The 25,989-nt window shown below is 35.4% G+C and carries 17 protein-coding genes; 10 read left to right on the top strand and 7 right to left on the bottom strand.

The window, feature by feature from the left end; translation table 11 throughout:
- Nucleotides 1–73 precede the first annotated feature (73 nt).
- The gene (locus tag ABJF08_RS04515; protein ID WP_348114872.1) at nt 74–763 is read right to left on the bottom strand and encodes a response regulator transcription factor; all 690 of its coding nucleotides are present in this window, start codon (nt 761–763) and stop codon (nt 74–76) included.
- On the bottom strand, nt 756–2,249 hold the full coding sequence (locus ABJF08_RS04520) for a HAMP domain-containing sensor histidine kinase (RefSeq protein ID WP_348114873.1): 1,494 nt from the start codon (nt 2,247–2,249) through the stop codon (nt 756–758). Before ABJF08_RS04520 ends, ABJF08_RS04515 begins: the two co-directional genes overlap by 8 nt.
- A gap of 120 nt (nt 2,250–2,369) precedes the next feature.
- Between ABJF08_RS04520 and ABJF08_RS04525 the strand changes: the two genes are divergently transcribed.
- The 5 genes from ABJF08_RS04525 to ABJF08_RS04545 all read left to right on the top strand — a co-directional run bounded on the left by ABJF08_RS04525 (nt 2,370) and on the right by ABJF08_RS04545 (nt 11,437).
- Nucleotides 2,370–3,230, top strand: a complete 861-nt coding sequence (locus ABJF08_RS04525; protein WP_348114874.1) for a GLPGLI family protein — start codon at nt 2,370–2,372, stop codon at nt 3,228–3,230.
- Between the two features lie 95 nt (nt 3,231–3,325).
- Nucleotides 3,326–4,177 (top strand): GLPGLI family protein, encoded by an 852-nt coding sequence (locus ABJF08_RS04530; RefSeq protein ID WP_348114875.1) that lies wholly within the window; start codon nt 3,326–3,328, stop codon nt 4,175–4,177.
- Nucleotides 4,178–4,250: 73 nt separating this feature from the next.
- Nucleotides 4,251–6,965, top strand: coding sequence for a carboxypeptidase regulatory-like domain-containing protein (locus ABJF08_RS04535; RefSeq protein ID WP_348114876.1), 2,715 nt, complete (start codon nt 4,251–4,253; stop codon nt 6,963–6,965).
- A 297-nt stretch (nt 6,966–7,262) separates the two neighbouring features.
- Entirely contained in the window at nt 7,263–10,175 is a 2,913-nt protein-coding gene (locus tag ABJF08_RS04540) for a PEP/pyruvate-binding domain-containing protein (protein WP_348114877.1), read from the top strand.
- Entirely contained in the window at nt 10,172–11,437 is a 1,266-nt protein-coding gene (locus ABJF08_RS04545) for a serine hydrolase (RefSeq protein WP_348114878.1), read from the top strand. Before ABJF08_RS04540 ends, ABJF08_RS04545 begins: the two co-directional genes overlap by 4 nt.
- 64 nt (nt 11,438–11,501) lie before the next feature.
- Here the strand turns inward: ABJF08_RS04545 and ABJF08_RS04550 are convergent, their stop codons facing one another.
- Nucleotides 11,502–14,321, bottom strand: a complete 2,820-nt coding sequence (locus ABJF08_RS04550) for an Npt1/Npt2 family nucleotide transporter (RefSeq protein ID WP_348114879.1) — start codon at nt 14,319–14,321, stop codon at nt 11,502–11,504.
- Nucleotides 14,293–15,228 carry a serine hydrolase gene (locus ABJF08_RS04555; RefSeq protein ID WP_348114880.1) on the bottom strand — a complete coding sequence of 312 codons (936 nt, stop codon included), beginning with the start codon at nt 15,226–15,228 and terminating at the stop codon, nt 14,293–14,295. Before ABJF08_RS04555 ends, ABJF08_RS04550 begins: the two co-directional genes overlap by 29 nt.
- Nucleotides 15,229–15,415: 187 nt before the next feature.
- Between ABJF08_RS04555 and hemW the strand changes: the two genes are divergently transcribed.
- Both hemW and ABJF08_RS04565 read left to right on the top strand, forming a co-directional pair.
- On the top strand, nt 15,416–16,549 hold the full coding sequence (gene hemW / locus ABJF08_RS04560) for a radical SAM family heme chaperone HemW (RefSeq protein WP_348114881.1): 1,134 nt from the start codon (nt 15,416–15,418) through the stop codon (nt 16,547–16,549).
- A gap of 259 nt (nt 16,550–16,808) precedes the next feature.
- Nucleotides 16,809–17,627, top strand: coding sequence for a DUF6624 domain-containing protein (locus ABJF08_RS04565; protein WP_348114883.1), 819 nt, complete (start codon nt 16,809–16,811; stop codon nt 17,625–17,627).
- 7 nt (nt 17,628–17,634) lie between these two features.
- On the opposite strand, the gene ABJF08_RS04570 is transcribed toward ABJF08_RS04565, so the two are convergent.
- The 3 genes from ABJF08_RS04570 to ABJF08_RS04580 are packed head-to-tail and all read right to left on the bottom strand — an operon-like array spanning nt 17,635 to nt 22,068.
- A complete protein-coding gene (locus ABJF08_RS04570) occupies nt 17,635–19,101 on the bottom strand; it encodes an MBOAT family O-acyltransferase (protein ID WP_348114884.1) in 1,467 nt (488 codons plus the stop codon).
- On the bottom strand, nt 19,098–20,474 hold the full coding sequence (locus tag ABJF08_RS04575; RefSeq protein ID WP_348114885.1) for a LysM peptidoglycan-binding domain-containing protein: 1,377 nt from the start codon (nt 20,472–20,474) through the stop codon (nt 19,098–19,100). Before ABJF08_RS04575 ends, ABJF08_RS04570 begins: the two co-directional genes overlap by 4 nt.
- Nucleotides 20,467–22,068, bottom strand: coding sequence for a hypothetical protein (locus ABJF08_RS04580; protein ID WP_348114886.1), 1,602 nt, complete (start codon nt 22,066–22,068; stop codon nt 20,467–20,469). The genes ABJF08_RS04575 and ABJF08_RS04580 overlap by 8 nt, the downstream gene beginning before the upstream one ends.
- Before the next feature lie 395 nt (nt 22,069–22,463).
- On the opposite strand from ABJF08_RS04580, the gene ABJF08_RS04585 reads away from it, so the two are divergent.
- The 3 genes from ABJF08_RS04585 to ABJF08_RS04595 are packed head-to-tail and all read left to right on the top strand — an operon-like array spanning nt 22,464 to nt 25,945.
- Complete coding sequence (locus ABJF08_RS04585; RefSeq protein WP_348114887.1) at nt 22,464–23,129, top strand: succinate dehydrogenase cytochrome b subunit; 666 nt, start codon at nt 22,464–22,466, stop codon at nt 23,127–23,129.
- Between the two features lie 9 nt (nt 23,130–23,138).
- Nucleotides 23,139–25,142, top strand: coding sequence for a fumarate reductase/succinate dehydrogenase flavoprotein subunit (locus ABJF08_RS04590; protein ID WP_348114889.1), 2,004 nt, complete (start codon nt 23,139–23,141; stop codon nt 25,140–25,142).
- Nucleotides 25,143–25,198: 56 nt separating this feature from the next.
- Complete coding sequence (locus ABJF08_RS04595; RefSeq protein ID WP_348114890.1) at nt 25,199–25,945, top strand: succinate dehydrogenase/fumarate reductase iron-sulfur subunit; 747 nt, start codon at nt 25,199–25,201, stop codon at nt 25,943–25,945.
- Nucleotides 25,946–25,989 lie beyond the last annotated feature (44 nt).

Consider the following 25,989-nt stretch of genomic DNA (forward strand, 5'->3'; position numbering starts at 1 on the left):
TACAATTAACTAAGGACTTTTATAATATGATTTTATTTACTTTAAGAACTAGTGATCTTAACTAATGACTATTTTAAGGCGCCATTAATTTATAACCATAACCACGCACATTAACTATTTCTAATTGGTCGTCTTGTGCTAGTTTTTTTCTCAACTTGGTAATAAATACATCCATACTACGACCAGAGAAAAAGTCGTCATTACCCCATAATTTTTTAAGAATAAAAGTACGGTCTAGTACTTTGTTTTTCTTTAAAACTAGATGATATAGCAAGTGAGATTCTCTATGGGTCAATTTAGTAACCTCTTCTTTATAAATAAGTTGTTGTTTTGGGAAATTAAAAGAATAGTCGCCCAGTTCATAAATAGCAGCTGTTTTTTGAACCGTCTGTCTACTCAATAAATTTTCAATGCGTACGATAAGCTCTTCCATAGAAAAAGGCTTTTTAAGGTAATCATTACCACCTACATGAAAACCTTCTAGAACGTCTTCAGTTTGCGATTTTGCAGTTAGAAAAATGATAGGAATTTCTTCATTTTCTACACGTATTTTCTTAGCGAGTTCAAAACCATCCAGTTGAGGCATCATTACATCTAGAACCAGTATATCTGGTTGCTTTTCATGAAAAGCATCTAGTGCTAGTGCACCGTTTTCTTTAAGTCTTACACTAAAACCTCTAGTTTCAAGACTTTCTTTTACGATCATTCCTAGAGCTGGTTCATCTTCGGCTAGGATAATGTCTATGTTGGTATTTTTATTCATGAGGCATCGTGATTTTAAAAGTGGTTTGTGGTTGTGCAGCAGCAGTAATTGTACCGTTGTGTTTTTCAATAATAGATTTAGTATAAAATAAACCGATACCGAATCCTTTCACATCGTGTCTGTTTCCTTTTGCTACTCGATAAAACTTGTCAAAAATAAGTTTTACGTCCTTATTACTTAAATTCTGTCCATTATCGCTAACAGTAATAACCGTAGAATTATCGTTGTTTTTTAGATCTACCGTTATCTGGTCACCACCATATTTTATGGCGTTATCTATAAGGTTATTAATGGCGTTTTCTAGGTGAAAAGCATCGGCAGTAATGGTAATGTTTTTATCTAACTCATTAAAGTTTATTTCTTTAGAAGTTTGATTTTGATGTTTTTTAATAATTACATCTATCAATTCATTAATTTCAAATACACTTTTTTGTAGCATAAGATCTTTACTATCCAGTGTGGCAGTTTCTAGTATGCGCTCTACCATGCCATTTAATTTTACTAACTGGTCGCGACCCATACTTAAATACCGATCGGTTTTATCGAGATCTCCACTATTTGTAAAGCTCTGTACACCTTCTAGTGCCGCGCTAGCAGTAGCAATAGGTGTTTTAAATTCATGTGTAATATTAGAGATTAAATCATTTTTCATCTCGCCTAGAGCTTTTTGTTTTCTTATAATCTGTAGGAGATAGAAAAGACAAAGAACAACAGCTGCGATCAACAAAGCACTGAGAATAATTCCAGTAAGGTTGAGTCTGTAAACGTTAGGAGATAAACCAGAATAAGTCATTAGTAAAGCATCTCCTGGTTTTAAAAGTTCAGAATTTGCTCGTAAGGCATTTTTACCTAATGTTGTAATTAGAAAATCCTCTCTATCTATAGGTTCTAACTTTAGTTTAAAATCTATCTCGAGACCTTGTTTTTTAATACGGGCAGAGACTAAACTATCTAGACGTACGAGATCCATTTGATCCTCTCTTAAACTTACTACAAGTTTACTGGTGAGCGATGCGACCACATTATTTATGTTTGCCGCATCAGCAAAATAAGTTTCTGCTTTTAAATCCGTATAATCACCATTAGGTTGCTCTATATCATAAGTTGGAAAGCTCCATAAACCCTCTATGGGTTCTACTTCATTAAGATCTTCAAAATCAGAACCTCTGTATATCCTTAATTCTGATATGTCCGAGACATTAATATTTTCAAAATTAAAACCTTGCTCCCCACGACTTTTAAAAATGCGATTCAATACTTCACTACGATTAGTAGTTTCCTTTACTATAATACCTATGTTATTATCCTTAACAAGTTGCTGGTAATACACCTCTACGCTTTCATCCAGGCCCATTTGAAGGTCAGCAACAATTTCACGTTTAGATTCCTGAAAATTATTATAATTCCAGTACAATTGTATTGCAAGAGTAGCTGCGATTACCACACTTATTAAAACTAAAAGAAATTGATATTTTCTATCATCCATAATTCAAAGGTGCGTCATTCCTAGCTTAGTTTAAAGTAAGGTTAACATATATTAACGCAACTTAACTCTGACAACTATAAAAATAGTTGATATTTGAATAACTAATTAAAAACCAACTACATGAAACGATTTAATAAAGGTATGTTGCTTTTTGTTGTTCTCGCTTTCGCGAAAGCGTACACAACACAAGCACAGCAAGATTTTACAGGTATCGCCCATTACCAAAGTAAAATGACATTAAAACAATCTGAAGATAGTACACAAATGGCAAAATTAGATCCTGCCATGCGAGAGATGATAGAAGAAGCAATGAAAAAAGCCGGCGAGGCAGAGTTTACACTCAAATTTAACCGTACAGAGTCGCTTTATGAAAAAGTACAAAAACTTGCCGCACCTAAAAAGCCAGTAAATGGTATGAGTATGACCATTGAAATGAGTGGTAATGGCGATACTTACGGTACGACATATAAAGATCTTGCTTCACAAACCTTTCTAAGAGAAGATAATATCCAAGGAAAAGATTTTCTAATAACGGATAAAATTGAAAAACTAGACTGGAAAGTAACTGGAGAGACTAAAATGATAGGTAAATATACCGCGATGAAAGCAACCTATACTTTTCCTAAAGAAGAGAAGGAAGAAAGTGAAGAAGAATCTACAAGCTTATTAAATATGGTAGATGACAAGGAACACATAGTAACGGCTTGGTTTACCATGGATATTCCCATAAGTAATGGTCCAGGTATCTATCAAGGTCTACCAGGTTTAATCTTAGAACTCAATGAAGGAGAAGTGACTATTTTATGCAATAAAATAGAAATGAATCCAGAAGACTTTGAAATTAAAAAACCTAAAAAGGGAAAGAAAATATCTAATCAGGATTTTAACGAACTCCAAGAAAAGAAGCAAAAAGAAATGCAAGAACGTTTTAAGAATAGTAAAGGCGGTAACGGTGCTATTTTCATTGAAACTCGTGGATAGGTTTGTTAAACTTATCTTAAGATGAAACTATTCGTTTTTTATGTCGTCTAAGATTTGGCCAATTGTTTATAAGCTAATAATCAAATTATACGATCATGAAAAAAAAGATACTATTAATCATTGCTATAATCTTCACTGGTGTGCTGAGCGCACAAGATTTTTATGGTGAAGCAACTTATATGTCTAAGACTAAAACAGACACTAGTTTCTTACCAGAAGACGCATCTCCACAACAGAAAAAGCGTTTTGAGGAAAGAATGAAGGCTTTTAATGAAAAGACTTTTGTACTTAAATTTAATCGTAATGAGTCTACTTATAAAGAAGAAAAAGAACTTTCTGCTCCTGGACAAGGTGGCGGTCGTGGCCCTGGTAATTTTTTAGGAACAGCTATGGCTGGTGAAAAATACAAGAATCTTAAAGATGGTGAGTGGATAGAGCAACGCGATATGATGGGTAAAACTTTCTTGATAAAAGATAGTATCCCTAATCTAGAGTGGAAAATTACTGGAGAGACTAGAATGATAGGTCAGTATCAGGCCATCAAAGCAACTGCTGTTAAAAATAACAATGAATTAGATTTTTCTGCTTTTAGAAGACGTGGACGTAACAATTCTAGTGACGATAAAAAAGAGGAAAAAGTAGCTGAGAAAGCTAGTCAAATAGAGGTAGTAGCCTGGTTTACACCTCAAATTCCTGTGCAACATGGTCCTGCAGAGTATGCTGGCTTACCTGGTTTAATATTAGAAGTTAATTCAGGTAAAACTACGTTACTATGTAGTAAAATAGTAGTGAACCCAGAAGATAAGGAAGAGATTAAACCTGCTACAAAAGGTAAGGAAACTAATGAAGAAGAATACAACGTTCTTTTTAATGAAAAGATGAAAGAGATGTCAGAGCGTTTCGGTCGCGGTGGTCGTGGCGGCGGTGGCGGTCGTGGAAGAGGATAAATAACACTTATATCAAAACTTTTGCGAGAGTAACCTAACCATTATTCTCGCTTTTTTAATCAATAAACTTAACATGAAAAAGACATTACTCTTAACGCTTATGGCTTGCTTCCTGCTTTCTCTAGCAGGTGCACAATCCATTAAAATATCAGGTGTGGTTGTGGATAGTACAGGTACTCCACTGCAAATGGCAAATGTGATCGCCTACCAAAAGGACAAAAACTTAGGTGGATTCGGTATTACAAATGACTTAGGTAAATACCAGTTACAAGGCCTCAAAAAAGATAGTACTTATGTACTAAAAGTATCTTTTTTAGGATTAAAAACTATTGAAGACACCGTGAGAAATGTTCAAGGTGATCTAGTCAGAAATTATGTAATGTATGAAGATGAAAATACTTTAGACGCCGTAAATATTGTTTATGATATGCCGGTCTCTATAAAAGGAGATACCATAGTTTATAACAGCGATAGTTTTACAAATGGAACAGAACGTAAATTAGGTGACGTACTTGAAAAATTACCTGGTGTAGAGGTTAATGAAGATGGAGATATTCAAGTAGAAGGTAAGACAGTAGAAAAAGTAATGGTAGACGGTAAAGAGTTCTTTGCAGGAGATTCTAGACTAGCTACAAAAAACATTCCTGCAGACGCGGTAGGAAAGGTAGAGGTTCTTAAAAATTATAATAATGTTAGTCAATTAAAAGGTTTAGGAAATGATGAAGATCGTATTGCGATTAATATTAGATTAAAAGAAGGAAAGAAGAATTTCTGGTTTGGAGAAATTACTGGTGCTCTAGGAGAAGGTGATGACGAGTTAAGATACCAGGCTAAGCCCAAAGCTTTTTACTATAGTGAAGATGTATCGCTTAACATACTTACAGATTTTAATAACCTAGGACTACAATCATTTACATTTCAAGAGTATAGGCGTTTTGTAGGTTTTAATAGAGGTAACACTCGTAGTTCAGGATCTTCTATTGATATAGGTGCTGGTGCTGGTGGTTTATTAAATTTACAGGCAAATAGAGCCAAAGAAATAGAAAGCAAATTTGGCGCTTTTAATGGATCATGGGCTGTAAATAAAAAGTTGAATATAGAAGCATTTGCCATCTTATCTAGTGTGGATACAGAGCAAGAAACTATTGCTAGTAGGACGTTCACAGAAAGTGGCGTTCAAGAAAACACCGAAGACCGCTCTTTCCAACGCAATCAAATAGGTCTTTTTAAATTAGGTGCAGACTATAAGCCTAATGCAGACTTTTCTTTAGAGTATGATGGACAGATTAATTTAAGTGATGTGAGTCAGTTTAATGACTTCACATCTGCACAAGAAGGTGTTGTTAGAGATATTGATCAAAATGAATCTCAAAAACCTATTACCATAGATCAATCTATTAATTTATATTACACTCAAAGCGAGAAAAACATATTCGCTTTTGAAGGTAGATATGTAGATGCAGAAGAAGATCCGTTTTATAATGCAATATTAGATCCCGAGGTAGATAATGCTGGTAACGATATCGAGCCGTTTACTGGAACACTGGGTCTAGATGCAGCAAATCCTTATGATATTAACCAAGAGAAGCTGGTAGAAAGTACAAAGCTAGATGCTAAGGCAGATTTCTGGAGAGTCTTAAATAAAAAGAGTAATATTAACTTTACAGTAGGTACCTCGATTGTAAATCAAGACTATAATACAAGTATCTTTCAGATACTAGATGACGGTAGTCGCAATGATCTTACTGATGCAGAATTTGGTAACGACGTGAACTATAAGTTTAGAGATTTATACGGTGCGATTCATTATAAATTTATTACTGGTAAATTTACAATCACACCAGGTGTTACAGCACATTCTTATAAAATAGAAGATACTCAGTTAGGTAATACTAATGAGCTTGACTTTGAAGAAATCCTTCCAGATTTCAATGTTCGTTTTGCATTAAGATCAAGTGAGAACATCAATTTTGATTACCGCAGGACGGTAAGTTTTACGGACGTAGAAAACTATGCATTAGGTACCATATTTAATAATTATAATTCGTTATTCAATGGTAATAATCAACTTACAGGTGTTACAAATGATAGTTTTAGCCTAAACTATTTTAACTTTAATATGTTTAATTATACTAACATCAATGCAGGAGTAACTTATTCACGTCAGACAGATGCTATTCAAAACAGTGTTTTTATCGATGGTATTAATCAAGAAAGTATGTTGATTAATTCGCCTTTTGCAAATGAGTCTGCAACAGGTTTTGGTCGTTTCTCTAGAGAATTCGGTAAAATTAGAGCTAGTGTAAATGCAAATCTAAGTTGGAGTACTTTTAATAATGTTTTTAATGGTAACGCAACAGAGTCTGAAAATATAACACATAGTTATGGAGCAAGTTTTAGAAGTAATTATAAAGACGGTGTTAATTTTGATGTAGGGTATAACATTGCTTTTAACAACTCTGATAATGGTGGTCAGGTGAACGATGCAACCACACAAACTATTACACTAAACGCAGACTGGCAAATTAATAAAGCTTGGTTTTTTGATGTAGATTATGACCTAAATTTATTTGATACTTCAGCAGATGTAGATAATAATTATGACTTTTTAGAAGCAGCTTTATATTACAATAAACCAGATTCTAGATGGGAATATAAGCTTGCAGCAAGTAACTTGTTAAACACAGAGGCATTGAATAGAAACACTTTTGGACAGGTAGCAACCAGCACAAGTTTCTATACCGTACAACCTAGATATGTATACCTACAGTTAAAGTACGATTTGTAGATCATGATTATTTAAATTTAAAAAGCAGCTCTTTGTTAATTAAGAGCTGCTTTTTTGTTTTAAAGATGTTTTGTGGTCTCGCTTTCGCAAAAGCGGAACTATTCATAAACCTAGATTCTGGGATGGGTTCTATAAGAAAAAAGAGAATAATCGATATTTCTAAAAATGAATTAAAATCAATGTATTTAAACCCTACTTTAATTTAAGAGTGATGCAAAATTAAGTTATTACGTGTAGATCAGTTAAACTGCTCTTAAGTAGGGGTGAATTATGTTAATTCCTTATATTTTTGGCACTATGAAAAGAATTTTATTGCTATTAGTAATTATTACGAGTAGTGTTTCTACTGCACAAGAATTTACAGATACTCGTATTAGGGAGATGATCGAAGAATACCGACAGCTCGATCGTGGACCATACAAGAGTATCAACTGGTTTTGTCCAGACGGTACCATTAGAGATGCAAAAGACCCCTGTCCAGAGGCTATAGGTGAAGGAATACAACATGCTAGTTATAAGAAGGATGTTGAAGAACTGGCTAAAGAACGTAATATTTATTTTGCCGAAATCCTTGCCTCCAATAAAGTGTGGAGTTTCTGGGATGGTAAGAATAATCACAGCCGTGTAAAACAATACCAATTAGGTAAATACCTAGAATCTGTTGATAATGGATGGATACAAGAACGTTCTAAATTTTATCGCGGTGCAAAACAAATCGAGGACGAAGAAGAATGGGGACGTAAATTCTACTATACCATACTGTCAGATAACGATCTAGTAGAGCGCGATTTCTTTTTAATAAGAGAGAGTTTGCGCGATATACCACATGATGGAGATACTAACCTGGCTCAAGATATTAGAAGTCTAAGTAAAGTACTTGCAGAGCGTCATTCAAAATTTATGGATATCAGAATTAAAATTCATGGTAATCCACAAGCTGCGGATATTGAATCTGTAAAAAAATGGTTAGATAAAAACGAAGGCGATATAAGCGAGCAGTCTAAAAAAGACTTCAATAAACTCATGAATGATATGCAAGAGTTTTTTGAACCAGTATCTGTAAAAGACCTAAGCAAAATGGTGGCAGACTGGAATGAAGATGCTTATATAAGAACACAAACAGAATGGTTCTCTCAATTTTATGCAACTGAAACTGACCCTGCAATTTTAGTACCTGCAGCTGCAAATTTAATGTGTGATATTAAAACCAATATTAAGGACGATAAAAGAGGTACACGACGTACTAATGCACTAGAACTAAGTATTAGATTAGAAGAATTAATCTTTCAGCAGGCAGGTAGCTGGCAACCGGTAGACCTTCAAGAACATTTAGATAAAATATATTCCCTTAGTGAGGCGCTAGCAAGTGCTGGTTATGTAGAAATGTGGGAATGGGACGCTATAGAAAGCGAATTATTTCTAGCCAATGGTGAGACTATAAAAGCACATGAATTACTCGATTTTATCAACACTGGTCGTAGTCAGGTAGAATGGGGAACAGGTATGGTAAACGCTATTTATGGCGAGGTTGTAGAACAATATTCTCAGTTTGAGCCTAAGGCATATGGTTTCTATGACGACCGTATAAGAAGTTCTTTGCTTTTGCCTCTAGGTGATGCGATAGGTACTTTAGGCGGTCTGGTCTCTAGACAGATAGGTCTTACTAGTCAGATAGCAAGTGTAAATAATGTGAGTACCATACGAGGTCTTAATCCTGGATATACAAAAGGAGAACTGGTAGTAGTAAGCGGTAACGCCGAAGGTATGCAGGTAGACCCTAATAAAATCTACATTTTTGATCATCCACCTAGTGATTTAAAACCTGTCGCTGGTATAGCAACAGTGTCAGAAGGTAATCTAGTTTCTCACGTGCAATTACTGGCTCGTAATCTAGGTATTCCTAACGCTGCGATCTCTATAGATAACTTAAATGATTTAAAAGAACTCGATGGAGAAGAGATTTTCTATGCTGTGAGTAACCGTGGTACAGTGGTTATTAAGACGGCTAGCGACATGAATGATAAAGAAAATGCTCTTTTCAACACCGCTAGCAAGAAAGAAAAGAAAACCATCAGAATTCCAGAAGGTAAGCTTAAACTAGATGGTGTTTTACCGCTAGATATGGCGGCTGTCGGTAGTTCGGACAGTGGTATTCTTTGTGGACCTAAAGCAGCAAATCTAGGTCAATTAAAACAGCTTTTCCCTGACAAAGTAGTGAATGGAATAGTGATACCGTTTGGGGTTTTTAAAGATCATATGAATCAAGATATGCCAGAAACTAGTGGTAGTTACTGGGATTTTTTGATGTCCGCTTTCGCTAAAGCGAAACAGTTAAAAGCAGATGGAAAATCAGAACAAGAAATTATAGATTACCAGCTAGGCGAGTTGGCTATTCTTAGAGATGCAATTTCTATAATGAAATTTAAACCAAGTTTTATCAATGCTCTAGAGGCTGATTTTAAATCTATTCTAGGAGATAGACTAGGTAGCGTGCCTGTGTTCTTGCGTAGTGATACTAATATGGAAGATCTTGAAGAATTTACTGGAGCTGGTTTAAATCTTACTGTTTTTAATGCAGTGGCAAGAGAAAAAGTAATTAATGGAATACGAGAGGTATGGGCTAGTCCTTACACAGAACGTAGTTTTAAATGGAGACAGGTTTATTTAGAAAATCCTGAGAACGTTTATCCATCTATATTAATTATTCCTACGGTAGATGTAGATTATAGTGGTGTGTTAATTACTAAAGATTTTATTAATGATAATGAGAACTCGATTACGGTTGCTATGAGTCGTGGTGCTGGTGGTGCCGTAGATGGACAGAATGCCGAAACGTATTTAATAGATCAAGATGGCAAAAGTCTATTAATTTCTCCAGCTAGGGAAAACAAGCAACGCAAGTTACCTGTAACTGGTGGGTCTGTGATGGAGCATGTAGATTTTGACACAAGTATATTAACACCGCAAAATTTAAAGAGCATTAGAGAGTTTGCTAAAACGGTGCACGAGATCATGCCAGGTTCTAAAGACGGTAGTTATACTGGTGCATGGGATATTGAGCTAGGTTTTAAGGATGGTAAAATGTACTTATTCCAGATAAGACCATTTGTAGAAAATACACAAGCTGTAAATTCTGAATACCTAAATTCTATCGATGCAGATGTCGATGTAAACACTGCCTTATTTTTACATAAACCTATTGCAATTTGAAAAATATAACTAAAATAGTAGCAGTCTTATTTACAGCGGTATTCTTGCTAGCTTTTTATCCTATAGATGGATTTGATAAGACTGGAATTAAACGACTTAAAAGACTGGAAAAGACTCTAGACAGCACACTTAATGAATACTATCTTAGAAAAGGGTCTTTTAAAAAGTATGACGAGATAAATCTATGGATGTGTGAAAAAACAGATTCCATAGATAAGGTGATGACGGTAGATGGCGATTTCCAGAAAGAGATGTTGCGACTTTTCCCTAGTCGTTCTGGGTATGGTATAACGGTGTTAGATATTACAGATGTCAATAATACTCGCTATGCAGAGATGAATGAGAATAAAGGTTTCCAGCCTGGTAGTGTAGGTAAAATAGCAGTAGCCACTGCATTTTTTACGGAGTTAAAAAACTTGTGTCCTGAGGATTTTAATGTGCGTACTAATTTAATGCGCAATAAGGTGGTGAAATCTGGTAATTGGGGTCTTTATGACCATCATACTATTCCTGTTTATAATATAGAAAAGGATAGTTATGTAAAACGTACTGTTATCGCTAGTGACGAGTTTACTCTTTATGAATGGGTGGATCACATGCTTAGTGTTAGTAATAACGGCGCAGCGAGTATAGTATGGAGAGAAGCGATGTTGATGCGTGTTTTTGGTGATGAGTATTTTAATTTAACTCAAGAACAAGGAGACGCTTATTTTGATCAGGTAGATAAGAGTGAAATTACTAATATAGCAATAAGTGTGGTAAATGATCCTTTAAGAAATCTGGGCATTGCTAATAATGAGTGGAGATTGGGTAGTTTATTTACAAATGGTCCTGATCGTTATGTAGGTAGCAAGGGCGGTTCTATAGGAACACCCAAAGGTTTAATGAAGTACTTTATTAAACTAGAACAAGGTCTTGTGGTAGATGAGGAATCTAGTCTAGAGATTAAACGTTTACTCTACATGACAGATCGTAGAATACGCTATGGAGCAAGCCCACAATTAAATGATGCTGCAGTGTATTTTAAATCTGGTAGTTTTTATAGTAATAATAAATCGCTAGGTACTCCATATGGAGAGTATAAAGGAAATGTATACAATTACATGAACAGTGTTTGTATAGTAGAGCATCCTAGTGGTGTTAATTATATAGTATGTCTAGAAAGTAATGTATTGAGTGAAAATAGTGCTGGTGCGCATCTATATCTAGCAAGTGCTATTGACAAAGCTATTAGAAAAAAATATGAGGTAGAAGAGAAGTAATACTTCTGAAATCTCAAAATAAAAGCTGACTTCTTTAAGTGGTCAGCTTTTTTATTTGAATTATCTAGGCACTGCGTTGTTTACCATTCTTAAATTTTAATGCTTCTAAGGCAGCGTCTGCTACTTTATTAGATACTAAATCAGAGGCGTCTATTAGTAATTTATAAGAATAGTTATCTTCTATTATTTTTAATAGGGCGATGGCTTTGATTTGTAAGGATTCATCTTCTATATACATAATCGTTTTAAGGCAATCTTCTTGATTAAGTAAAGAGACATGTTTATGGTAGTCACTCATTTCTTGATTAGGAGAAGACATGCCGCTCTCAAGTATCGGTAATAGAAGCGTTTTAAGGTTTCTACTTAATAAACCGTCTAAGTATTCCATGGCATGTAGCTGAGACTCCTTAGTGTCGCTTTTTAGACCTCTGTAAGCAACAAATACATCTTCTGGGTTATAGTATAAAGCCAGTAGGTTGAAAACTCTTTTTAAGTTAAGTTCTAGAGAGGTTTTTAACTGTTGTATTAAATGCGACCTTTCTGTTTTTTCAGGTAATGAAATAATTTTTTGAGGCTGTAATTTTGACCGTTCTATGATACGCATGGAAAAGTAACAACCCAATAATTGTCTATACAATTTAGACTCTTTAGCTATCATCAATCTTAATGTACGCTGATTTATAGAGTAATCAATTCCTTCTTTACGCCAGGTATAAAGTAAGTTAGATACTTTAGTTCTTAATTTAAAATCGCCTCGTTGACTCATTTTAAAAAGAGCACGATAAGCTTTTTCTGTATGAATGTTACTGATAATAGTCGGTATCTGTGATTTTTGTTGGACGTTTAGATTTACATTTAAGTACTTTTTGTATAAAGTAGGTATGATAGCATTACCAAAACTAGAGATGGCTTTAATACTGCTTTCGCGATAAGCGATATTCTCTAATTCACTGTAAAGCACAGGTAAAAACTTTTCTCTTGCGGTCTCACCAGCTGCAAGTAGAGCAGCATTTTTAAGAATGGGATTAGGGTGTTTTAAGTACGTCTGTATAATATCATGGTACTTAGTTCTTTTTACGTATCCTAGAGTTTCTATAAGTCTAGCTATTTCAGATACTTTAAGGTCGCTATCTACACTTTCTAGCTCGTCGATAAACATCTTTATTCTCAGGTGGAGGTTGTATTTTGCAGCTAGAGTAGGGTTATCCTCAGACTCCCTTGCTAGTGCTAATAATGCAGCAGTTGCTATAAATTCATTTTCATAATCTAAGTACTGTTCAAAGAACTGATAGGAGACTTTATCTTGTGACATTAGATAACTCATAGTAGCCACGATAAGTGCGTCATCTTCTATATAGATGAAGTCTTGAACCTTAGTTTGTGGCTCTTTAGTAATATATCTAAGACTATCAACTACAGCTGCTTTAACTTTATGACTCTCATGATTAAGTAATTTGAGGACATCGTTTTTAAGAGAAGGATGCGTTATTTCTGGTAAACGCTTAATTATTTCTAGAATATCTTTTTCTGATCCTGATTCAAAAATCACACGCATATTTTGTCTTATGCGACCTATTGACTTCTTAGTGATGCCCATGTTTTCTCGCATCATAATACTTTCTTTAAAAGTACCTAAATAGGCATCTCTTACTTTAAAGACTACCAGTATCCACACGAGAACTATAGCAATAGTAATTAAAGTAATGTAGGTGGTAGATAATTCTAAACCTTTAATTACAAAAATCAATAGAAAACCAGCTAGACCTGTGGCAAGACTATCCACAACTACATCTATAAAGGTTTTAGTTTTATTCTTAATGCTAGACGGTATAGGTAACGCCAGCAATTCTACAGCACTCTTATGTAAAGATTGCTTTAAACTACCATCGAGACCTTTAATGATAATAACTATCCATAGCTCTGGAAAAACAAGTAGAGCAAGACAAAGCAACACTATTCCTATAGGTAATGTAATAAGACTAACACTTATGTCTGTATTTTCTAGAATCTTATTCGTTATAAAAAGCTGAATTAATAAAGAAACTATGTTGAATGTACTGAACCAGAACCCAAAGAAAGACGCTAGGTCTTGTGGGTCAGGAATTTTTGCAGCCGCTATGTAACTGAATTGGTAATCTACTAGCTTTGCAACAAGAACGCCTAGTCCTATAACAGCAGCAAGGTAAGTAAGGTGTTTTGATTTGTAAATAAGCTTTATAGAAGACTCTGTAGATACGGTAGCGCGTTCTTTCCTTTTAAATTTACTCAAGGTTTGTACACGAGTTTTCCAGATGCGTTTAAAAACCAGCGTGCAGGTCGCTATTAATAGTCCTGCAAGTATCATTAATATACCATTACCTACATAACCTGCGAGAATAGAAGTAAGATAACCACCTATAATCCCACCAGCAATACCACCAGCACCTATAAATCCAAAAAGCCTTTTTGCTTCTCTAACATTGAATACAACATTTGCCAAAACCCAAAATTGAGACGTCGCTAAAAGAGCAAACATACCTACCATGGTGTAAAAAAGATAAGAGAAAAACGGTGTTACCCATCCTAATGCAACTATGCAACCCATCGCAATAAATCCTACAGAAAATAAGATGAGTGTAGTTCTTATAATGTAGCGTAGAGCAAATTTTTCTAAAGACTTGTTATAAATAAAAGAAACTACCACCGCAGTTACTGCGATAATTATAAAAGCAACAGATAAATTTTCTGCACCTAATTGAGATAAAAAAAGCGCACTCACTGTAGGTTTAACTATCAGTAGTGCGCATATAATTAAAAATATATACAGCTGCATCATTAAGGAAATGGATTCTTCTCCATCCCTAATGTCAAAAAATTTATGAACCTGCTGTAATAATGATTTCATCCTTTTGTAAATCTGGGGCTAAAATACTGCTTTGATCTAGTGCAACCTCTGCAGGTTTTACTAAACTTCTTATAATTTGCTCTCCATTTGTATCTTGTACCATCGCTACTAGAATGTATTTTTTGTCTCTGGCTTCGTCTATAACCATTATAGAATCGCAATGCCAGTTTTTCCAAGAACCACTTTTTCTATAAAGAGTAGCTTCTGGTGCGATTACATCCAGAGTATTTACAAATTTGTGATGTAAACCTGGGTTTTTAAGATACTTGAGCATTTGCGCGCTACGGCTTTCATTAATTAATTGTCCTGTAGCAAGTTGGTAATAAAATTTTGCAACAGCATCAGTGGTAGCAGCATGACTTAGACCTCTTATAGGTTCTGGATTACGTTTTCCTTGTGCAGCATATCTTTTACCTACCCATAAACCACCGTTTCCTTCTTTATCATAAAAAGGATTTTCAGGATTACACATAAGATCTTCTATTCTTTGAAAACCTACACGATCTATCATTCTCGTGGATGCAGCATTATTAGATTTACTAATCATTAACCACATATCGTTTTGAACTTTCTTTGTAAGTCTCAGGTCACCTTCTTCTATAGCGTCCATCGCGGCATATAAAACGGCGATTTTAGGCATACTTGCAGCATACATCATGTTATCACCATTAATATTTGCATACTTAATATTATCTTCATCAGACATATCAACTAGGCTTATGGACATCATTTTTTGCTGGATAAGATTTCTCCAGTGAGCGTTTGCGTTAATTTGATCTTGTAGAGCTAGCTGTAAACCAGCATCTTGATAATTGACGACCTCAAATTGAGGGTTTTGAGAAGTTATTAAAGGAGATTTATCATCTGCCAGAGCTAAGTTAATCACCAGTAAACTGAAGAGAAACATTATTTTTTGTAACATAAATACTTTAGGGATTTGAGTTAATGTAATTTACACAGAAACGAGGCCGAATATAAATTTATTGTACCATTTAACACCTTAAAAACCAACATTTAACACTTTTAAGTCAAAATAAAGATATTTTGTCGAATGGCTTGATTTTGCTAGTGTTTTAACTAGTACTTTTGCCATTATGAGCGGTATTTATATACATATTCCATTTTGTAAGCAGGCTTGTCACTATTGCGACTTCCATTTTAGCACTAATTTAAAGTACAAAAAGGATATTATCGATGCTATATGTGATGAGTTACGCTTTCGCGAAAGCGAATTTAAAAACACCACCGTGCAAACTATATATTTTGGTGGTGGGACACCTAGTGTACTAGAAGTGGCAGAGGTGAAGAGAATTATACAAACTGTCTACGATTTTTATACGGTTAGTTCAAATCCAGAGATTACTCTTGAGGCAAATCCAGACGATTTAACTAAGGAAAAGATAGTCGCTTTCTCCAACACACGTATCAATAGACTTTCTATAGGTGTTCAAAGTTTTTTTGAAGAAGATCTTAAACTCATGAATCGAGCACACAATGCTATGGAAGCGCATGAATGTATAGAATTTGCCGTGCCTTATTTTCCTAATATTTCTATAGATCTCATTTATGGAATTCCGGGAATGAGTAATGATCGATGGAGAGAAAACTTGCATAAAGCTATAGATTTAAAAGTGCCTCATATTTCTAGTTACGCACTAACCGTAGAGGATAATACAGCACTTAAATCATTTATTGATAAAGGAATAATTAAAAATGTAGATGATGAGGTGGCACAAGAGCATTTTCAAATCTTGCTAGATGTCATGCAATTGCATGGCTTTGAGAATTATGAATTTTCTAATTTTAGTAAACCAGGTTTCTTCTCGCAAAATAATACAGCGTACTGGACAGGTAAAAGCTATCTAGGTATAGGTCCTAGTGCACATAGTTTTGATGGTAAAAAACGCGGCTGGAATATTAATAATAACGTCAAATATCTAAAAGCTATTCAGGCTGGAGAGTTACCTATGGAAATAGAAGAGCTTACTGTAGTAGATAGATATAATGAGTATATAATGACTGGTTTACGCACTATTTATGGTGTTTCACTACATAAGATAGAAACTGATTTTGGACCTAATTTTAAAGAATACCTTTTAAAGCAAGCTGCCGAATATCTTAAAGATCACCTACTATATATAGATGGTGATACGCTTTTAGTAACTAGAAAAGGTAAGTTTTTAAGTGACGGTATTGCTAGCACATTATTTATGGTTAACCTGTCTTAATTAATGAGCTTGTTAAGCTCTTAGGTAAATGAGAAAAGGTGGAATTAAAACTCTAATCGTCTTCCCGCAAAATTTGGCAGAAAAGAATCTAAGCGAAGGAAGAAAGTTATATCTAAATTTGTGCGGGATCTGCTAGAATATTTTTCATTAGTAGGATTATCGCTAGTTGGATCTATATTTATGAGTTATTTCTTCCTTATAACTTGCAATGTTTGTAGATTCCATTACATTAGTTATCAAGATTACAAAGCACGACGTCATGCATAAACGCTTCCTTTTATTATTTTTTTTCTTGTTACTTATTTCTTGTAAAGAGAAAGAAGAAGAAAAACTTACTCGTATTAATTATGAGGAGATGACAGACCTGATATTAGTAAATGATTTTACTATGCCAGACGATGTTGCTTATTATGATAAAGAGGGAAAGCTGCTCACCAATACAGAGAAAGATGCTCTGTCTGAAGATTTACCTTATGCTAACTGGTTTATAAACGATCAAAACGTACTTAGAAAAGTAGAGTTTCAAGATCCTGAATTTGCACGTATAGCGCTTAAAAAAGAACCTGTCTTTAAAGATATAAATAAGGTAGACTGTAGTAATTTAAATAGAATTCTAGAACGTATTTACGATAGAGATCAGGAAAATAGAACTGATAACCTAATGGATGCAGAGTTGGATTTAAACAACTTAAAGTCTGTAGAGCAAATTCTTGCAAAATGTGGTATGCCTAATGTAAATACTGCAGGTGATAAAGGAATGAGTGCTATATGGTTAGTGATACAACACGCTAGTGCAGATAAAAGGACTAAATATTTCCCACAATTATTAGAAGCTGCAAAAAAAGGAGATTTAGAACGCCAGGATATTGCTTTAATGCAAGATAGAATGCTTATGGACTCTGGAAAGGAACAATTATACGGTTCTCAAATCACTATGAATGAAGACGGTAGTTATGAACTTTATGATTTAAAAGAGCCTAGTAAAGTCGATTCTAGAAGAGCGATTATGGGCTTGGGGCCACTTTCTGAATATGTTGTTTTTTGGGACTTAGAGTTTAACGTCGCTCAAGAACAATAGTAATATTCTAAAACTGAAAGTAAATAAAAGGTTGTACTTCACTGCTAGCAGTAGCGTTTATCACCCAAATTACGGCGGCAAATAATACCATTTTACCTACAACCGGTATTCTATGAAAAAGGGCTAGTTGTTTATCTTGCCATTGTTGAGGTACAAAGTGCCATAAGAAACCGATTAATAAAACAATAGCCACATTTTGATACCCTGTTAAAACAGTCCACCAGTTTTGTGGATTCCATTCCATCATCCCTATATTACCAATTACGTTTAAAGCATTATCAAAATCTGATGCCCTGAAGAATATCCAGCAAAACGCTACAAAATGAAACGTAACTATTCCTGCTATAATTTTTAGGGTAAAGTATTTGCTAGTGAATTTTGGAATGTTAAACGCTTTTTCTACGGCAAGGACAGTTCCATGCATCGCACCCCAAAGAACAAATTTCCACGATGCACCGTGCCATAAACCACCTAAAAGCATGGTCATGAAAAGATTAAAGTAAGTACGTAGTTTTCCTTTGCGATTACCACCCATAGATATGTATAGATAGTCACGTAGCCAGCCAGAAAGCGATATGTGCCACCTGCGCCAGAACTCGGTCACGCTAGTACTTTGATACGGTGTTCTAAAGTTAGCAGGTAATTCAAATCCCATTAATAGAGCCAGTCCTATTGCAATGTCAGAATAACCAGAGAAGTCACAATAAATTTGTAACGTATAACCATAAACGGCTAGCAGGTTTTCAAATGCGCTATAATTATCTGGAAAATTGAATACACGATCTACAAAATTTACACTTATATAGTCAGAGATTACTGCTTTTTTGAGCAGTCCTCCTATAATAAGAAATAGAGCATAGCTCAGCTCTTTTGTGGAAAGAGCTAGTTTCTCATATATCTGCGGTATAAAATCTTTGGCTCTTACTATAGGTCCAGCAACTAGTTGTGGGAAGAAAGAAACAAAAAACATAAAATCCCATACATTTCTCGCTGGTTCTAATTCTCTTCTATATATATCTATAGTATAAGACATGGTCTGGAAGGTGTAGAATGATATCCCTATAGGTAGAAAAATATTCCCAAAACTCAAGTCTCCAGAAAACAATGCATTGAAATTTTCGGCAAGAAAGCCGGTGTATTTAAAGTAAGCTAGTAAGCCTAGGTTGATAACACATGAGGTGATAAGTAACCACTTCCGTTTACTTGCATTATTGCTCTTGTAGATAAGATCAGATATATAATAATCTACAAAAGAAGAAAATATGAGTAGTAAGAAGTAAATCCCACTACATTTATAATAGAAGAAAAGCGAGAAGGCAATAACATATAAAATACGTGTTCTACGTACATTAGTCATTAAGATATAAAGCAAGTAGAATCCTAGAAATAGGTATAAAAACGCTTCACTGTTAAACAGTAAAGGTTTTTGTGGATCATAACTGAGCCAGTTCCATATGCTTTCTAATTCACTCATTTTTTATAACTATCATAAGAGTTAAAAATAGATTCTACTAGCAGTTGTGCTTGTAGTTGATAGCCTGGTTTTATAAAATGAATTCTATCGCCAGAAGTTAATTTTGCAGCATGCCAGTCAGGCATTGCTGCACTCGTTCTAGAAACAGAGTGTAAATCATAAAACGCCCAGGAGTTTAAGTTTGCAAAAACTCCCATTTCATAAGCATACACCGTTGCGGTAGAATTGATGTATTTGCGTTTCTTCATGGACGGTGGCGGGCTAGTTAATAACACACTACCAGTCATACCTCTTTTAATCATCTCACGATTAAAAATATCCATGTCAGATTTGAGTTTTTCTTCGGTATAAGTGTCATAAAAACTCTCATTAGTCCCTAGAGAAATAATGATCAAATCTGGGTTCAACGATGCTAGTTGATCAAAAAACCTAGGAAACTTGTTATAATCACTAAATTTTGTGCCGTTAACGCCTATTCCGTGAAAATTAACACCACTCTTTCCTGTACTCAGTAAAAGCCCATCTAGAACGTATTTAGATTCTTTGCTTGCAGCTCGCAAATAAAGTTGCTGTGTTCCTGCAGGTATTTGATAAGTAATACCATCTATGGACATTAGGTCCTTAAAATTAGCATTAGCACTTACCTTATTTGTAGACGTAGCACCAGGTATTTTAAGTGATTGCCCTGCGCGCAAATTCACATTTTTCATCCCATTTGCTCGCTGTATTTTTTTTACTGATGTATGGAACTTTGCGGCAATTTTACCCAAGTAATCGCCAGATTTTACCTTGTACGTTTTTGTGCTACTTACTCGTTTAACAAGATTGCTTTGATCACTTACACTTAGTTTAAATCGCTCAGCATGTGGTGACGCTATAGTAACCTCTGTAACTGTTTCTAGAGAATTATCTAGATCTACTTCCATAATAAAATTACTGTCCGTAGTTTCTAGATTTATTCCACTCAGGCCTACATTATCATTTCCTTTACTTTTTACATTGCGTACAGCAGTCCAGTCACCATTTGCTTTAAACTTAACGTCTATGGCGCCATTAGTTCCTGCTACGCGATATGGAAAAACAAAACCACGACCGGCATTACCTAGTTTTTCTTGTAACCCTTGTCTTATAAACTGTGGAAAATAAGGTCCTTGGACATGAGAATCTCCTATTTGCACAACGGTGACTTGACTACGTTTTCCGTTTTCTAATTCCTTTACCTTTTTAAAGAAATCATTCAACACCAGCGGATTCTTGATTTCTTGAAAACTGCGGTCTATTAATAATGGATTGATTTGTAAATCTTCCATATCTTGCGCAATTACTGGTAGGGCTAGAATTCCTAACCATAAGAAAAGCAACTGTTTAATCATGTAAAGGTGTGTTTTGCAGGGTGTCATTTAAGGTGCTCGTTGCCAGACTATCTGCTTTATGTTGTTCTATTTGTAACTGTAATTGTTTTGTTCTCGCTTTCGCGAAAGCAGAATAATCTTCCATCAATGTTCCATAAATCATGCGACCTATTTTACGAGAACCCTTAGGACTGAAATGTGTGAAATCATTATTAGCTAATTTCTGATCGGTCCATATTGGCATGGTATTCACGCCGCCCATAAGGTGAAAAAGACTCATGAAACCAGATTCGGTTTTTGCCGCATAATGTTGCTGCGCGCGTAACAATTTCACCACACTAGTATCTGTTTTCACGATGTTTTCAAACTTAGTTCCTTTATCTGCGGTACCTAATATAAGAATGTCTGCATCTGGAAAAGCCTGTTGTAAATGATTAACAACCTTAGTCATTCTACTAGAGTACCAGTTGTAACTTTTGGATTTATGAGTTAATACGTTAGCACCGAATTGTAAAATGATGAGGTCATAACTCAATACCTGATCAAATTTTCTCATCTGGCCGATGTTTAAAATACTCAAAGGCAATCCAGAATTACCACGATTAGAAAATCCATCCACGGCAACACCTGTCGCGTCAGAAAAGTCTATTCCATAAATAGGTGTGTTTTGTGCACCAGAAAAGTCTAACTCTATTTTTTTAAGGTTCTTACTCGATAGGTTTACGGTGTTTAATCCGTTCTTACCTTTTAAAGCTATTGAGGTAAACGTGGTATCTTTTTCTTCGGTGACTTTTAAAAGTGAATTATCTGTTGCTGGACCATAAAAAAGACGTGGAGAATTGAGTCGGTAAGAGTTCTTTATACCACTAGCTAGATATTTTACACTTGCAGTAGAGTCTGCTGGAAAAAAAATAGCTCCGTTTACACCATATGGCAGGCTGTCTGCTTTTCCTTTCATATAATTGCGTTGCGTCCAGTTACCGCTAACATAATGTTTAACAGAATATCGCGAGCGAGCACTTTCTGATTTCATAGAAACAAAACCTACACCACGACCGCCAAAACGAGTCTGTAATGCGCTTCTAAAATCTTGTACGATTAAATCACCATCTATCATGGAATCTCCATAATATGCAATGCGTACTTTTCCTTTTTTAGATTGTTCTAGCTCGTATAATTTTTCAAAAAACCTTGTGAGATTTTCATTACCCTGATAGCTAGTGTATGAAATCGAGCCAGGAATAAGTGCAATACCGGCAGAGTCTACAGGATGTTCTAGGTTGTAATTAAAATCTGTAATTCTAAAAAGGCTGGCATACGAGATCTTTTTCTTAGGTGTTATGATAGAGTCTTTTACTATTACCGGTATGGAAACAGTATCAGTTGCAATCTTAGGACTAGTTAAGTTAATGGAGTCTTGGTCAAGTGTCAAAGGTTCTTGTTCTCCGTCTTCCATTGCTTTTAACATCAAACTGTCTACGACTATGTTAGTAGAGTTGGAGTTTTCTGTAAAAATCTTGCTAGGTAAATAAGGTTTTATAAAATAGAATAAGAGCGCACCTATGGCTATAATAAAGAAAGCGTAGAAAAATTGTTTTTGATCCTTAAAAAGCATGTGAAAATGGAACGCTTTTTACTCGCGTTTTATTGGGTGCAATTTAATAGAATACTCAGTATTATTATAATAAACCATATATTGTTTATATATTATTACTGACCCAGATTTAAAAATTTATTTTTAATGTAATTTACTTTTTGCTGTGACCGTAATACGTTTTTTGATTTGATATTAGTGGTAATTCCGCTTTCGCGAAAGCGAAACAAAACAACAACATTTAATTAACCATTTTTATGAAAGGAAAATAAGAAACATCCTACTTATTAGGAGCATTGAGGCTAGTGAGCTATTAAGATTCAATCCAAATAAGGTAAAGTTAAACGGCTTTTAGCTATTACGATTGAAATTGATAGATCGGAAAGTTATCTTTGCGTCAAACTAAAAAATTACACATGAGCGCATTAGTAAAATCATCGCTTGCCAGAAAGTGGGTAATGGCACTTTCAGGATTATTCCTTGTTGTCTTCCTTACACAACACTTTGTCATCAACATCACATCTGTCTTTGCACCAGATACCTTTAATGAGATTTCTCATTTTATGGGATACAACCCTATGGTACAGTTTATTGCACAGCCTATCTTAATAATTGGACTTATAGTTCACTTTATCATGGGTATCGTGTTAGAACTTAAGAACAGAAGTGCTCGTCCTATTAAGTATGCAAAGTTTTCAGGTAACTCAAACTCTCAATGGGTATCTCGTAACATGATCATTACTGGACTAGTTGTACTTGCCTTCTTAGGATTGCACATGTACGATTTCTGGGCAGAAGAGATAGGTTACAAGTATATCAGTGCAAATCCAGAAGATCCTACTAGATATTATGAAGAGTTGGTTCATAAATTTGTGCCATTCTGGAGAACAATCATCTACGTGATCGCAAACGTTCTTCTTGCAATGCACTTATGGCACGGATTTAATAGTTCGTTCCAATCTATGGGAGCAAAGGCTATTAATAAAGGTGATGGATTAAGAAAGTTCACTTATGCATGGTCTGTGATAATTCCTGCTGGATTTATCTTTATCGCATTGTTTCACCATTTTTCTCACTCCTAATAAGAAGTTATGTCAGTATTAGATTCTAAAGTACCTAAAGGACCACTTGCTGAAAAGTGGGTAAATCATAAAAATAACATTAACCTAGTTAACCCTGCAAATAAGCGTAACATAGATGTTATCGTTGTAGGAACTGGACTAGCAGGTGGAGCTGCGGCTGCAACTCTAGCAGAGCTTGGGTATAATGTAAAGACATTTTGTTATAACGATTCACCACGTCGTGCGCACTCTATTGCTGCGCAAGGTGGTATTAACGCTGCAAAGAATTATCAAGGTGATGGAGATTCAAATTTCCGTTTATTCTATGATACTATTAAAGGTGGTGATTATAGGTCTCGTGAAGCAAACGTACATAGACTAGCAGAGGTTTCTGGAAATATTATCGACCAGTGTGTGGCACAAGGAGTTCCTTTTGCACGTGAGTATGGTGGACTATTAGATAACCGTTCTTTCGGTGGTGTACTAGTTTCTAGAACATTTTATGCAGCTGGACAGACTGGACAACAGTTATTATTAGGAGCATATTCTGCCTTAAACAGACAGATTAACCGTGGTAAAGTAACGCCGTTTAACCGACATGAGATGTTAGATCTTGTAAAGGTAGATGGTAAAGCTCGTGGTATTATTGCTCGTAACTTAGTTACTGGAGAGATAGAAAGACATGGAGCGCATGCGGTAGTAATTGCTTCTGGTGGTTATGGAAATGTATTTTTCCTTTCTACAAATGCAATGGGAAGTAACGTAATGGCAGCGTGGAGAACACACCGTCGTGGTGCACACTTTGCAAACCCATGTTACACACAAATTCACCCTACTTGTATTCCTGTAAGTGGTGAACACCAGTCTAAACTGACATTAATGTCAGAGTCTTTACGTAATGATGGTCGTATCTGGGTTCCTAAGAACATAGAAGATGCTAAAGCTATACAAGAAGGTAGACTTAAAGGTGTAGATCTTAAAGAAGAAGATAGAGATTATTATCTAGAAAGAAGATATCCTGCATTTGGTAACCTTGTACCTCGTGATGTTGCATCTCGTGCTGCAAAAGAGCGTTGTGACGCAGGTTACGGTGTGAATAAAACAGGTCAGGCGGTTTATTTAGACTTTGCTGCTTCTTTCTTAAGATATGGTAAAATAGAAGCGTTAACTAGTGGTCATAAAGATGCTAGTGAGGCAGAAATTATTGCTTTAGGTAAAAAGGTAATTGAAAATAAGTATGGTAACTTATTTGATATGTACCGTAACATTACAGATGAGAATCCGTATGAGATGCCTATGAAAATATATCCGGCAGTACACTATACAATGGGTGGACTATGGGTAGATTATAACTTACAGACTACAGTGCCAGGATGTTTTGCAGCTGGTGAGGCTAACTTCTCTGACCACGGTGCAAACCGTTTAGGAGCAAGTGCATTAATGCAAGGTCTGGCAGATGGTTACTTCGTGTTGCCATATACTATAGGTGATTATCTTGCAAACGAGATTAGAACTGGAGCTATTTCTACTGAAACAGCAGAGTTTGATCAAGCAGAAAAGGATACTCGTGCACGCATCGAGAAATTGATGAATGGTGCTGGTGTACATTCTGTAGATTATTATCACAAAAAGTTAGGTTTAATAATGTGGAACAAATGTGGTATGTCTCGTAATGAGGCTGACCTTAAGTCTGCAATGAATGAAATAGCTGAACTGAGAGCTGATTTCTGGAAGAACGTAAAAGTTCCAGGAAGCGCAGATACTAAGAATCAAGAGCTAGAAAAAGCAGGCCGCGTTGCAGACTTCCTTGAATTAGGTGAGTTGTTTGCAAAGGATGCTCTTGATAGAAATGAGAGTTGTGGTGGTCACTTTAGAGAAGAGTACCAGACTGAAGAAGGTGAGGCATTACGTGATGATGTAAACTTTGCTTATGTAAGCGCATGGGAATATAACGAGAATCCTCGCGATGCTAAATTACACAAAGAAGACCTAGTCTTTGAAAATGTGGAATTGAAAACTCGTAGTTATAAATAATAGAATTTTAATTGTCTCGCTTTCGCGAAAGCGGAACAAACTAAATACATAGAAGTATGAAACTTACTTTAAAAATATGGCGTCAAGCCGATTCTGAAGCTAAAGGAAACATGATCACTTACCCTATCGATGGTGTAGATGGAGATATGTCTTTTCTTGAAATGATGGATATCGTTAATGAAGGATTAATTAATAAAGGAGAAGAGCCTGTAGAATTTGATCACGACTGTCGTGAGGGAATTTGTGGAGCTTGTTCTATGATGATTAATGGACAGCCTCATGGTCCACAAAGGTTGACAACTACATGTCAGCTACACATGAGAAAATTTAATGATGGTGACACAATTACCATCGAGCCTTGGAGAGCAGCTGGTTTTCCAGTTATTAAGGATTTAATTGTTGACCGTTCTTCTTTTGATAGAATACAACAAGCTGGTGCATATGTATCTGTGAATACCTCTGGTAATACACAAGATGCTAACTCTATTCCAGTAGAAAAAGCAAAGGCAGATGAGGCATTCCACTCAGCAACTTGTATAGGTTGTGGAGCGTGTGTTGCAGCATGTAAAAATGCAAGTGCTATGTTGTTTACTAGTGCAAAAGTATCTCAGTATGCTTTATTACCACAAGGTGAGGTAGAGGCTACAGATCGTGTTATGAACATGGTACGTCAGATGGATATGGAAGGTTTTGGTAACTGTACGAACACTGGAGCATGTATGATCGAGTGTCCTAAAGGAATTAAATTAGAAAACATTGCTAGAATGAATCGTGAGTATCTTAAAGCAGAAGCTTTAGGATAGATATTGGGTTGTAATTACAGCTACATAATTATAAAAAGGCTCAA

It is taken from the genome of Nonlabens sp., assembly GCF_039941875.1.
Classification (GTDB): domain Bacteria; phylum Bacteroidota; class Bacteroidia; order Flavobacteriales; family Flavobacteriaceae; genus Nonlabens.